At 57.3% G+C, this 12048-nt stretch carries 11 protein-coding genes; 7 read left to right on the top strand and 4 right to left on the bottom strand.

The features are described 5' to 3' along the window. Positions 1-38: 38 nt before the first annotated feature. Together CW267_RS10975 and CW267_RS10970 are read right to left on the bottom strand one after the other, a co-directional pair. Positions 39-1466 (bottom strand): glycoside hydrolase family 1 protein, encoded by a 1428-nt coding sequence (locus tag CW267_RS10975; RefSeq protein ID WP_038421762.1) that lies wholly within the window; start codon positions 1464-1466, stop codon positions 39-41. A gap of 7 nt (positions 1467-1473) precedes the next feature. Further along, the gene (locus CW267_RS10970; protein ID WP_008806339.1) at positions 1474-2811 is read right to left on the bottom strand and encodes a PTS sugar transporter subunit IIC; all 1338 of its coding nucleotides are present in this window, start codon (positions 2809-2811) and stop codon (positions 1474-1476) included. Between the two features lie 299 nt (positions 2812-3110). Here CW267_RS10970 and CW267_RS10965 point away from each other — a divergent pair, with 299 nt between their 5' ends. Beyond that, positions 3111-4112 (top strand): LacI family DNA-binding transcriptional regulator, encoded by a 1002-nt coding sequence (locus tag CW267_RS10965; protein WP_162493303.1) that lies wholly within the window; start codon positions 3111-3113, stop codon positions 4110-4112. Here the strand turns inward: CW267_RS10965 and lysA are convergent. Beyond that, positions 4105-5367 (bottom strand): diaminopimelate decarboxylase, encoded by a 1263-nt coding sequence (lysA, locus tag CW267_RS10960; RefSeq protein WP_022064917.1) that lies wholly within the window; start codon positions 5365-5367, stop codon positions 4105-4107. The genes CW267_RS10965 and lysA overlap by 8 nt on opposite strands. A 137-nt stretch (positions 5368-5504) precedes the next feature. Here lysA and CW267_RS10955 point away from each other — a divergent pair, with 137 nt between their 5' ends. Then, positions 5505-6431: a LysR family transcriptional regulator gene (locus tag CW267_RS10955; RefSeq protein ID WP_008806342.1), complete on the top strand. Its 927-nt coding sequence runs from the start codon at positions 5505-5507 to the stop codon at positions 6429-6431. Here the strand turns inward: CW267_RS10955 and CW267_RS10950 are convergent. Next, complete coding sequence (locus tag CW267_RS10950) at positions 6397-7110, bottom strand: aspartate/glutamate racemase (RefSeq protein WP_012540646.1); 714 nt, start codon at positions 7108-7110, stop codon at positions 6397-6399. The two genes, CW267_RS10955 and CW267_RS10950, sit on opposite strands and share 35 nt — an antisense overlap. Positions 7111-7249: 139 nt before the next feature. On the opposite strand from CW267_RS10950, the gene CW267_RS10945 reads away from it, so the two are divergent. From CW267_RS10945 to CW267_RS10925, 5 genes are all read left to right on the top strand, one after another. Beyond that, entirely contained in the window at positions 7250-7576 is a 327-nt protein-coding gene (locus tag CW267_RS10945) for a cupin domain-containing protein (RefSeq protein ID WP_012540645.1), read from the top strand. A 453-nt stretch (positions 7577-8029) separates the two neighbouring features. Further along, positions 8030-8920 carry a carbohydrate ABC transporter permease gene (locus tag CW267_RS10940; protein WP_004205419.1) on the top strand — a complete coding sequence of 297 codons (891 nt, stop codon included), beginning with the start codon at positions 8030-8032 and terminating at the stop codon, positions 8918-8920. Further along, the gene (locus CW267_RS10935; protein WP_008806346.1) at positions 8913-9815 is read left to right on the top strand and encodes a carbohydrate ABC transporter permease; all 903 of its coding nucleotides are present in this window, start codon (positions 8913-8915) and stop codon (positions 9813-9815) included. Before CW267_RS10940 ends, CW267_RS10935 begins: the two co-directional genes overlap by 8 nt. Before the next feature lie 12 nt (positions 9816-9827). Next, complete coding sequence (locus CW267_RS10930; protein ID WP_100781242.1) at positions 9828-10955, top strand: ABC transporter ATP-binding protein; 1128 nt, start codon at positions 9828-9830, stop codon at positions 10953-10955. 16 nt (positions 10956-10971) lie between these two features. Next, the coding region (locus CW267_RS10925) for an ABC transporter substrate-binding protein (protein ID WP_101148626.1) at positions 10972-12048 on the top strand (1077 nt) is incomplete at its 3' end.

The raw sequence follows: 12048 nt of genomic DNA, 5'->3' as shown, positions 1-12048 counted from the left end.
GTCAAATACGCCGCTATCTTAGCAAATATTGCCCCCGGCTAGCGGTATTCATCATCGATATCCAGCACCAGTTCACGCCGTTCGCCCAGCTGACGAAACCAGTGCGCCGAGGCTTTGGGTCGCCGGGCGCGATGGTTTTGCAGGTCGATTTCGATAAGCCCGTAGCGGTTTTTAAAGGCGTTCATCGGCGACACGTTGTCGGTAAACGCCCACAGCATATAGCCCTGGCAGTTGGCCCCTGCCTCGCGGGCGCGCAGGGTGTGCCACAGATGTTCGCTGATAAAACGGATGCGGTAACTGTCATCGATGGTGCCTTCGCGATTACGGAACTGGCCTTCGTTTTCCACCCCCATCCCACTCTCCGCCACGAACCAGGGGATGTTGCGATAGTCATTTTTGATCCGCATCGCCATATCAAAGATGATTTGCGGGTAGATTTCCCAGCCGCGGGAGGCGTTCATTCGCCGGCCGGGCAGCTCAAACGGCTCATAATACCAGGCCGGATGAAACGGGGTATGCGGATGCCAGGCCCGCGACGGGGCTTTGACCCGGTGCGGGTAGTAAAGATTAATCCCCAGCTCATCGACGGTGTGCTCGCGAATAATCGCCAGATCCTCCTCGCTGGCGTCCCACGTCACCTGATGCTGTTCGAGCAGTGCAAGAAGCTCCGGCGGCCAGACCCCGTGCACCAGCGGGTCGAGGAACATGCGGTTGTAGAACAGATCGTAGATCTCCGCCGCGCGCAGGTCATGGGGGGCGCGTGAGCGTGGGTAGGTCACCTCCGGATTGAGGATGCAGCCGACGGTCCCGGGATAGCCGAGCTCGCGAAACCGCTTCACGACGCTGGCGGTCGCCAGCACCTTATGATAGTTCCACTGCATCCAGGTGCTGGTGTTCTGCTCATAGGGCCAGCGCAGGGCATCCAGATAGACCCGGGTCTGTACCACAATTGGCTCATTAAAGGTAAACCAGCGGGTCACCTTCGGGTGGTAGCGGGCAAAGACCTGCTCCGCGTAGCGCACAAACAGCTCGACCACCGTTTTCGACCCCCAGCCGCCATACTTTTCCAGCAGATAGCCGGGCAATTCATAATGCTCAAGGCAGATCATCGGCGTGATGCCGTTGGCCAGCAGCGCATCGAACAGCTGGTCGTAATAGGCCGCATACTCCTCATCCACCGTGACGTTTTCATAGTCGGTCAGAAAGCGCGACCAGTTGATTGAGGTGCGGTAGTGGGTCAGCCCGGCCAGCTTCATCAACTGCACATCTTCCTGAAAGCGGTTGATAAAATCGGTGGCCACCGCCGGGCCATAGCCGTTATGCCAGACGTGGCGGTCGTTTTTGTACCAGAGATCGGGCCAGGAGTCCTGCCCCGGTTTTTTCCCGCTCCAGCCCTCGGTCTGCCAGGCGGAAGCCGCCGCGCCAAGGATAAAATCATCGGGAATGGTCATCCGTACGGTAGTCATAGGCTCCTCAGACAGGGTTGGCGGTCTGTTGATTGTCGGCCTGACGCTGTGCGGCATCGGCACGGCGGGAGGCGATTTTGACGAAAGGCAGATAGATAAGCACCGCGGTCACGATGCAGATAAGCTGGGTCACCACCGCCCCCATCGAGCCGGCGGTGGAGAGCCAGGCGTTGATCAGCGGCGGCGTGGTCCAGGGCACCATCACTACCGCCTTGCCGGCGAAGCCGGTCAGGGTGGCGAAATAGCCGATGCTGCCGGTCACCAGCGGGGTGATGATAAACGGGATAGCGAGGATCGGGTTGAGCATGATCGGCATCCCGAAGATCACCGGCTCGTTAATATTGAACAGCCCCGGACCTATCGACAGCTTGGCGATCTCTTTCATCTCTTTGCGCTTCGTGGCGATCATCACCGCAATCAGCAGGCCGATGGTCAGCCCCGAGCCGCCGATGCTCATGTAGACGTCCCAGAAGGGCATCGTGATAATGTTCGGTACCTCTTTTCCCTGCTCAAAAGCGCTCATATTGACGGTGATCGCCCCCAGAAGCAGCGGCTCGCGGATCGGCTTGATCATCTGGTTGCCGTGAATGCCGATCACCCAGAACAGCTGGGCGACGAACATCAGCAGCAGGATCCCCGGCAGGCTCTGCACCACCCGCTCCAGCGGCTGCTGCACCACCTGGTAGACCGCATCGTACAGATACATTCCCGTCAGTTGGTGAAAGAGAAAACCCAGGGTGGCGATCGCGGTGGTGGTGATGATCGCCGGGATCAGTGCCGAAAAAGAGGCGGAAACGTTCGGCGGCACGGTATCCGGCATTTTAATTTTCAGTCCCTTGCGCCCCTCCAGCCAGCAGTAAATCTCCACTGACAGAATGGCGATGAACATCCCGAGGAACAGGCTGCGGGTATCGGAGAACTGGCGCAGCAGGACATCTTTCACCACGTGCATCTGGCCATCGACCATCATCTCCACCGTCGTCGGCGTGACGCAGATAAAGCAGATCACCGCCAGCAGGCCGGGAAACAGGCTTTTGATGCCGTTGATCCGCCCCAGCTCAATACCGATCAGAAACACGGCGCCGATATTGAGGAAGTTGAGCGTGGCGTAGTTAAGCGCGCTGGTGATCGGCTTCAGCGCCGCAAGAAAGGAGAGCGAGGAAAAGCTGGCGAGCCCATTCTTCGGATCCAGCACCATATTGGAGATCAGTACCGAAAAGGCCCCGACGATGATCACCGGCATCAGAGTAATAAACGCCGATTTGATCGCCATAATGTAGCGATAGCTGTTGAATGTCGTCGCGAAACGCCCCAGCGCGTCGATCAGTTTGTCCTGTAATGCCATAAAAGAGTACCTCAGAGTAAAGGGCTTATTGCGGCCAGGTGAACAGCCAGAGACTTTTGGCATACCAAAACATAGTCGCCAGGCAAAAATAGTTCTGTGACAGCGCTCGCAACGCGCACTGTGGTATCCCAAATATCCGATAGAATCGACATTGGCATACCAGACTATGCCGGCTCGTCAGTTCCTGCCAAAAGCGTGATCGCGATGGTTTTTCCGCCCCGCCCCGTCGATATGTCCCTTTTCGGTCTGTGATAAACTGCGCTTTACCACGTGAAATCAGGAATCGATGAATGGCTACAATGCTGGATGTCTCAATTCGCGCAGGCGTCTCGAAAGCGACGGTTTCCCGCGTGTTGAACGGCACAGGTCAGGTGAAAGAGAGCACCCGCCAACAAGTCTTTAAAGCGATGGAAGAGCTGGGCTACCGGCCGAATTTTCTCGCACGCTCGCTGGCCAATCAGACCAGCAATAGTATTGGGCTGGTCGTCTCCACCTTCGACGGCTTCTACTTTGGCCGTCTGCTGCAGCAGGCGTCACGCCAGACGGAAGCCTGGGGAAAGCAGCTTATCGTCACTGACGGCCATGATACGCCGGAGCGCGAAGAGGAAGCGGTGCAGATGCTCGCCGACCGGCAATGCGATGCGATCATCCTCTATACCCGGCACATGAGTGAGAAGGCGATCATGTCGCTGATTAATTCGATCGCCATGCCGCTGGTGGTGATTAACCGCGATGTGGCGCAGGCCCGCGAACGCTGCGTGTTCTTCGAGCAGCAGGAAGCCGCCTTTCAGGCCGTGGAGTATCTGATTACCCAGGGCCACCGCGATATCGCCTGCATGACCGTCCCGATGCACACCCCTACCGGCCAGGCTCGCCTGCAGGGCTACCGCAACGCGCTGATAAAACATGGTATTGAGTGGGATCCGAGCCGGGTGAAGTACGGGGACTCGACGATGACCCGCGGCTACGAACTGTGCCGGGAACTGCTGGACGAGAAAGCCCGCTTCAGCGCGCTGTTTTCCTGTAACGATGATATGGCGCTGGGGGCGTCAAAGGCGCTGCATCAGGCGGGGCTGCGTATTCCGCAGGATGTGTCGCTGTTTGGCTTCGACGATGCGCCAAGCGCGAAATGGCTGGAGCCGGGGCTGTCGACGGTCTATCTGCCGATCGACAACATGATCACCACGGCTATCGATCAGGCGATCAAGCTTGCTAACCAGCAGCCGATAGAAACGATCCCGCCGTTTACCGGCACGCTGGTGTTGCGCGAGTCGGTAACGACGGGACCTTTTTTTAAATAAGCTCTAAGGCCAGCAGCTCCTGAATGGTCTGGCGACGGCGGATCAGCCGCGCCTTGCCGCCATCAAACAGCACCTCCGGCAGCAGCGGACGGCTGTTATAGTTGGATGACATCGAAGCCCCGTAGGCGCCGGTGTCATGGAGCACCAGATAGTCCCCAGGCACCACCGCCGGCAGCAGGCGGGTCTCGACTTTGCCCCCTTCCTGCTGGGTAAAGACGTCCCCGGATTCGCACAGCGGCCCGGCCACCACGGTTTCCACCTGCGGCGCGGCGCTGAGCTCGCGACCATCCGCCGCCAGAGCGGTGATATGGTGATAGCTACCGTACATTGCCGGGCGCATCAGGTCGTTAAAGCCGGCGTCAATCAGCACAAAGTGACGGCTGCCCATCTCTTTCACGCTGCGCACCTGCGACACCAGCACGCCGGACTCGGCCACCAGGAAGCGTCCGGGTTCAATCTCCAGTTTCACCGGGTGCCCCAGATGGGCCGCGATCTGCTCCCTGGCGCGGTTCCACAGGCCATAATAGTGGGCGGTGTCGATGGCCTCTTCGCCTTCGCGGTAAGGAATCGACAGACCGCCGCCGGCGGAGATGGCCTGCAGATCCTGGCCAAAGTCGACGACCTGACGCACCATCGCGCCGCACACCTGCTCCAGGTGACCGTAGTCAACGCCAGAGCCAATATGCATATGGATCCCGACCAGCTGCAGCTGATAGCGACGCATCACTTCCAGCGCCGCCGGCAGGTGGCTGTACCAGATACCATGCTTGCTGTTCTCCCCGCCGGTATTGGTTTTCTGGCTGTGGCCGTGACCAAAGCCCGGGTTGACGCGCAGCCAGACGCGATGGCCCGGCGACACCTCGCCCAGCTGGCTCAGCATGTCGATCGAGCCGGCGTTCACCGGGATCTGTAACGCTTTCACCCGATCGAGGGTGGCGTCGTCGATCAGATCGGCGGTAAAGACGATATCCTCTGGATTCTGCTGCGGATCGTAGCCCGCCGCCAGCGCCCGCTCGATCTCCCCCAGCGACACCGAGTCCACCTTCACCCCCTGCTCACGCATCAGACGCAGAATATGAATGTTAGAGCAGGCTTTTTGCGCAAAACGTACCACGTCAAACTGGCTGAGCTGGGCAATCTGGCGGCGAATAATCTGCGCATCATAGACCCAGACTGGACAGCCAAATTCCGCGGGCAGGCGCAGCAGGTTATCCGCGGTCAGGTCAGTATCGGTGGCGTAAAGCGAGTGTGGCATAAGAACTCCGGTGCAGTGCGTGTGTTGGTCGCTGTTTTTTTTCGATTACGCCACAGTGGCGGACGAATAAAAAATATCGTTTTATCGCGACTCTATGCAAAAATGATATGGTTACAGCCGAGCCTCATGGAGACCGCATGCCAGCCGTTAATTTGCGTCATATCGAAATCTTTCACGCAGTGATGACCACCGGCAATCTGACCGAAGCGGCGCGGATGCTGCACACCTCGCAACCCACGGTCAGCCGCGAGCTGGCGCGCTTTGAGAAAGTGCTCGGCCTGAAGCTGTTTGAACGGACCCGCGGTCGCCTGCAGCCGACGGTGCAGGGCCTGCGTTTGTTTGAGGAGGTTCAGCGTTCCTGGTACGGCCTGGACCGCATCGTCAGCGCCGCCGAGAGCCTGCGCGAGTTCCGCCAGGGCGAGCTGTCGATCGCCTGCCTGCCGGTCTTTTCCCAGTCCTTTCTGCCGCTGCTGTTGCCGCCCTTTCTCGCTCGCTACCCGGAGGTCAGCCTGCAGATCGTCCCCCAGGAGTCGCCGCTGCTGGAGGAGTGGCTCTCCGCCCAGCGCCATGACCTCGGCCTGACGGAGACCCTGCATACCCCGGCGGGCACCGAACGCACCCCGCTGCTGACGCTGAATGAAGTCTGCGTGCTGCCTGCCGGCCATCCGCTGGCGGTGCAGACGACGCTGACCCCCGCCGATTTTCAGGGCGAAAACTACATCAGCCTGTCGCGCACCGACAGCTATCGCCAGCTGCTCGACGCCCTGTTCCTTGAGCATCAGGTTAAACGGCGGATGGTGGTCGAAACCCACAGCGCGGCCTCGATCTGCGCCATGGTGCGCGCCGGCGCCGGGATCTCGGTGGTGAATCCCTTGACCGCTCTGGACTATGCCGATAGCGGCGTGGTGGTGCGCCGCTTTAGCGTCGAGGTGCCGTTTACCGTCAGCCTGATCCGCCCCCTCCACCGCCCGCGATCGGCGCTGGTCGACGCCTTTGTTGCACACCTGCAGGAGAGTCTGCCGCAGATCCTCACGCCGCTGGCGTCGGTCCTGCAGAGAGCATAAAGTTGACCGCGTCTTCTGCGTGGATCGCCGCAGTGTCAAAGACCGGCAGCGGGCTGAGCTCGGCAGGCACCAGCAGGCCAATTTCCGTACAGCCGAAAATAACCCCTTCCGCCCCCTGCTCCGCCAGGGCGGCGATCACCTGCAGATAATAATCCCGCGACGCCTCGCTGAAGGTGCCGAGACAGAGTTCATCGAAGATGATCTGATTGATCCGCGCCCGATCGTCAGCCTCGGGGATCAGCGTCTCGATGGCAAACTGCTCCTGCAGACGACCGCGGTAAAAGGTCTGCTCCATGGTATAGCGGGTGCCCAGCAGCGCGACCCGGCGCTGGCCTTTGGCAGCAATCGCCCGCCCGGTGGCATCGGCAATATGCAGGAAGGGAACCTGGCAGCGGGCGGCGATGGCATCCGCGACTTTATGCATAGTGTTGGTGCACAGGACAATGCCTTCGGCCCCCGCCTGCTGCAGCCCAACCGCGGCTTCAGCAAGGATCTCCCCGGCGCGATCCCAGTCGCCGGCGGACTGGCAGGCTTCGATGTCGTGAAAATCGACGCTGTGCAGCACCAGGCTGGCAGAGTGCAGGCCGCCCAGTCGCGCCTTAACGCCCTCATTGATCAACCGATAATAGGGGATCGTGGACTCCCAGCTCATGCCGCCTAACAGGCCAATGGTTTTCATCTTCTGCTCCTTATGTCGTTTCTGCCAGTGAAGCAAACTTGTGATCAACTTTCCACTTCTCTGGCCGCGTATTTCTTTTTCATGAAGAGTGGGATAAGTTAAATGAAACAATGTTTCACTTTAACAACAGGACCGCCCGATGTTTATTTTCCATAAAGACACCACCCTTGAAGACCTCGGCAATGGCGTAACCCGCCGCATTCTGGCCCACGACGGAAAAATGATGGCCGTGGAGGTGAATTTTGCCGCCGGCGCCGTCGGCCCGATGCATAACCATCCCCACGAACAGCTCACCTATGTGCTCTCCGGTGAGTTTGAATTCACCATCGGCGAGGAGACGCGCGTCGTCAGTGCCGGCGATACGTTGTATAAGCAGCCAGGGATCATGCACGGCTGCGTCTGCCTGCAGCCCGGCACGCTGCTCGATACCTTCACGCCGGTCCGCGAAGATTTTCTCTCACGCTGATCCATGATGGGGGCGTTTACCGCCCCCGGTTTAAGAGTTACCGCAGGCATTAAAAAAGATGCCGTCACAATCATTATCCTGGTAATAATATTTTTCACTCAGTTAACGCTGAACCTTCATTCTTTTCAGGCTCCCGCAGCCCCCTAAAATGCTTACCACCTCACCTTTTTGAAACATCGTTTCGACTTTGATCACATTTCCATCCTGATCTGCATGACGCAGAAATAAATCGCAATAAAATGAAATTAAAACGGTGTTTTATAAAAAATAGAGCAGCATAAAAGCGAGCCTGACAGCACGCCACTTGCTGGCTCACTTAAATAATAACCCATTCATTAACAAGGACATGTTAATCAGAGGAAGCGTTCAGACATTTTTGCGTTGTCAGGCGAAAAGGCCGACAGCGCCGCGTCACCGAATCCGTATTACAACTCGTAAGCCAGGTAGGTATGTATGAATGAAAACAAGCTGCTGGGATTGGCATGGATATCACCCTATATCATCGGGCTGATCGTCTTTACCGCTTTTCCCTTTGTTTCATCTTTCTTTCTCAGTTTTACTGAGTACGACTTGATGAGCCCGCCGGTATTTAACGGCATCGAAAACTATCGCTATATGTTGACCGAGGACAGCCTGTTCTGGAAATCGATGGGCGTGACCTTTGCCTACGTTTTTTTAACTATTCCCTTAAAACTGGCTTTCGCCCTCGGCATTGCTTTTGTGCTCAATTTCAAACTGCGCGGCATCGGCTTTTTCCGTACCGCCTACTACATTCCGTCGATTCTCGGCAGCTCAGTGGCTATTGCGGTACTGTGGCGCGCCCTGTTCGCCATTGACGGCCTGCTGAATAGCTTCCTCGCCGTCTTTGGCATCGATGCCGTCAACTGGCTGGGGGAGCCTTCGCTGGCGCTGATGTCGGTCACCCTGCTGCGCGTCTGGCAGTTTGGTTCCGCGATGGTCATCTTCCTCGCCGCGCTGCAGAACGTTCCGCAGTCGCAGTATGAGGCGGCGATGATCGACGGCGCCTCAAAGTGGCAGATGTTCATGAAGGTCACCGTGCCGCTGATCACTCCGGTCATTTTCTTCAACTTTATTATGCAGACCACTCAGGCGTTCCAGGAGTTTACCGGCCCGTACGTGATAACCGGCGGCGGCCCAACCTATTACACCTACCTGTTCTCACTCTATATCTACGATACCGCCTTTAAGTACTTCGACATGGGCTATGGCGCCGCGCTGGCGTGGGTGCTGTTCCTCGTCGTCGCGGTCTTTGCATCGATAGCCTTTAAATCATCGAAATACTGGGTCTTCTACTCCGCCGATAAGGGAGGCAAAAATGGCTGATATTCAACAGATGGCACCGGTAATGAGCAACGCCGATCGTGAGGTCGCTCGTACGCTGCGTCGGGAAAAGGTGAGTCGGGTGGTACGCTACGTCGTGTTGATATTCGTCGGCCTGCTGATGCTCTACCCGCTGGCGTGGATGTTCTCCGCCTCGTTCAAGCCGAACCATGAGATCTTCACCACCCTCGGACTGTGGCCTGCCCACGCGACCTGGGACGGGTTTATTAATGGCTGGAAAACCGGCACCGAATACCATTTCGGCCACTATATGCTTAACACCTTTAAGTATGTGATCCCGAAGGTGGTGTTAACGATCATCTCCTCCACCATCGTGGCGTACGGCTTTGCACGCTTTGAAATCCCGTGGAAGAAGTTCTGGTTCGCAACGCTCATCACCACCATGCTGCTGCCGAGCACCGTCCTGCTGATCCCGCAGTACCTGATGTTCCGTGAAATGGGGATGCTGAACAGCTATCTGCCGCTGTACCTGCCGCTGGCCTTCGCCACCCAGGGATTCTTTGTCTTCATGCTGATCCAGTTTCTGCGCGGCGTCCCACGCGATATGGAAGAGGCGGCGCAGATCGACGGCTGCAACTCCATCCAGGTGCTGTGGTACGTGGTCGTGCCGATCCTCAAGCCGGCCATTATCTCGGTGGCTCTGTTCCAGTTCATGTGGTCGATGAACGACTTTATCGGCCCGCTGATCTACGTCTACAGCGTCGATAAGTATCCCATCGCGCTGGCGCTAAAAATGTCCATCGACGTCACGGAAGGCGCGCCGTGGAACGAAATTCTGGCAATGGCGAGTATCTCCATTCTGCCGTCCATCATTGTCTTCTTCCTGGCTCAACGCTACTTCGTGCAGGGCGTGACCAGCAGCGGAATCAAAGGTTAAGAGGGAAATATCATGGCTGAAGTCATTTTCAACAAACTGGAAAAAGTTTACTCCAACGGGTTTAAAGCGGTGCATGGTATCGACCTGAAGATTGCCGATGGCGAATTTATGGTGATCGTCGGCCCCTCCGGCTGCGCCAAATCGACCACCCTGCGCATGCTGGCGGGTCTGGAAACCATCAGCGGCGGCGAGGTGCGGATTGGGGACAAAATCGTCAACAACCTGGCGCCAAAATCACGTGGCATCGCGATGGTGTTCCAGAACTACGCCCTCTATCCGCATATGACGGTGCGCGAAAACCTCGCCTTCGGCCTGAAGCTGAGCAAGCTGCCGAAGGCGCAAATCGACAGACAGGTGGACGAAGCGGCGAAAATTCTCGAACTGGAAGAACTGCTCGATCGCCTGCCGCGCCAGCTCTCCGGCGGCCAGGCGCAGCGCGTGGCGGTGGGTCGGGCGATCGTCAAAAAACCGGACGTTTTCCTGTTCGACGAACCGCTCTCCAACCTTGACGCCAAACTGCGCGCCTCGATGCGGATCCGCATTTCCGATCTGCATAAGCAGTTGAAAAAATCCGGCAAACCGGCGACCACCGTCTACGTCACCCACGATCAGACGGAAGCGATGACCATGGGCGACCGCATCTGCGTGATGAAGCTCGGCCACATTATGCAGGTTGATACGCCAGACAATCTCTACCACCAGCCGAAAAATATGTTTGTCGCCGGGTTCATCGGCGCGCCGGAGATGAATATTCGCCCCAGCCAGCTGGTTGAGCACGACGGTCGCCTGCATCTGACGCTGGGCGATCAGCGACTGCCGCTCAACGACCTGCTGCAAAGCAAAGTTGAGACCCATAAGAATCAGCAGGTTTTCTTTGGCGTGCGCCCGGAGTTTGTCTCTCTCTCCGATGAACCCTTTGCCGAGGGTTCCTGCACGGGTGAAATGGTACGTGTGGAAAACATGGGACATGAATTCTTTGTTTATCTGAAGGTTGCTGATTATGAGCTGACCGCCCGCGTGCCGTCCGATGAAGCGAAACCCATGCTCGAGAAGGGCCTTCATCGCAAGGTGTATTTCAAATTTGATCTCAATAAGTGTCACATCTTTGACGCGAAAACCGAACAGAACCTCTCTCTGTGAACACTGGAGTATTAAAATGAAAAACGTGCTTTTAAGCGCCGTCATCTCCGCCACTCTGGGCCTTACCGCATTACCGTCAATGGCGAAGGATGTCGACCTGCGTATGTCCTGGTGGGGGGGCAACGGCCGCCATCAGGTCACCCTCAAGGCGCTGGAGGAATTCCACAAACAACATCCCGACATTAACGTCAAAGCAGAATACACCGGCTGGGACGGCCATCTTTCGCGCCTGACCACCCAGATTGCCGGCGGCACTGAGCCTGACGTGATGCAGACCAACTGGAACTGGTTGCCGATCTTTTCGAAAAATGGCGAGGGCTTTTACGATCTCAATACCCTGAAAGACGAGATCGACCTCAGCCAGTTCGATGCCAAAGAGCTGCAGTCCACCACGGTCAACGGCAAGCTTAACGGTATTCCCATTTCCGTCACCGCCCGCGTCTTCTACTTTAACGACGAAGCGTGGAAAAAGGCGGGCATCGCCTTCCCGAAAACCTGGGATGAGCTTATGGCGGCGGGCAAAACCTTCGAAAGCAAGCTCGGGAAACAGTACTACCCGGTCGTGCTCGAACACCAGGACGTGCTGGCGCTGCTCAACTCTTATATGGTGCAAAAATACAATCAGCCGGCCATCGATGAGAAGGGGCGCAAATTTTCCTACAGCAAAGCGCAGTGGGCAGATTTCTTCGGTATGTATAAGAAGCTTATCGACAACCATGTGATGCCGGACACCCGCTACTATGCCTCGTTCGGCAAGAGCAACATGTACGAGATGAAGCCGTGGATCCAGGGTGAATGGGGCGGCACCTACATGTGGAACTCCACCATCAACAAATATTCCGATAACCTGAAGCCGCCGGCGAAGCTGGTGCTGGGGGAATACCCGATGCTGCCGGGCGCCACCGACGCCGGACTGTTCTTCAAGCCCGCGCAAATGTTGTCGATTGGCAAATCGACGAAAAACCCGCAGGCGGCGGCGAAAGTGATTAACTTCCTGCTGAACAGTAAAGAAGGGGTGGATATTCTCGGACTGGAGCGTGGAGTACCACTGAGTAAAGCGGCGGTCAACTACCTGACCGAGGACGGGATCATC

It is taken from the genome of Klebsiella sp. X1-16S-Nf21 (assembly GCF_002837615.1).
Classification (GTDB): domain Bacteria; phylum Pseudomonadota; class Gammaproteobacteria; order Enterobacterales; family Enterobacteriaceae; genus Klebsiella; species Klebsiella variicola.
Note: the sequence above shows the minus strand (reverse complement) of the source record. Positions and strands in the feature narration are given on the sequence as shown.

Coding starts and splice junctions, on each gene's coding strand:
- CW267_RS10975 (WP_038421762.1), bottom strand. CDS start 1,466: ATGACTACCGTACGGATGACCATTCCCGATGATTTTATCCTTGGCGCG.
- CW267_RS10970 (WP_008806339.1), bottom strand. CDS start 2,811: ATGGCATTACAGGACAAACTGATCGACGCGCTGGGGCGTTTCGCGACG.
- CW267_RS10965 (WP_162493303.1), top strand. CDS start 3,111: ATGCTGGATGTCTCAATTCGCGCAGGCGTCTCGAAAGCGACGGTTTCC.
- lysA (WP_022064917.1), bottom strand. CDS start 5,367: ATGCCACACTCGCTTTACGCCACCGATACTGACCTGACCGCGGATAAC.
- CW267_RS10955 (WP_008806342.1), top strand. CDS start 5,505: ATGCCAGCCGTTAATTTGCGTCATATCGAAATCTTTCACGCAGTGATG.
- CW267_RS10950 (WP_012540646.1), bottom strand. CDS start 7,110: ATGAAAACCATTGGCCTGTTAGGCGGCATGAGCTGGGAGTCCACGATC.
- CW267_RS10945 (WP_012540645.1), top strand. CDS start 7,250: ATGTTTATTTTCCATAAAGACACCACCCTTGAAGACCTCGGCAATGGC.
- CW267_RS10940 (WP_004205419.1), top strand. CDS start 8,030: ATGAATGAAAACAAGCTGCTGGGATTGGCATGGATATCACCCTATATC.
- CW267_RS10935 (WP_008806346.1), top strand. CDS start 8,913: ATGGCTGATATTCAACAGATGGCACCGGTAATGAGCAACGCCGATCGT.
- CW267_RS10930 (WP_100781242.1), top strand. CDS start 9,828: ATGGCTGAAGTCATTTTCAACAAACTGGAAAAAGTTTACTCCAACGGG.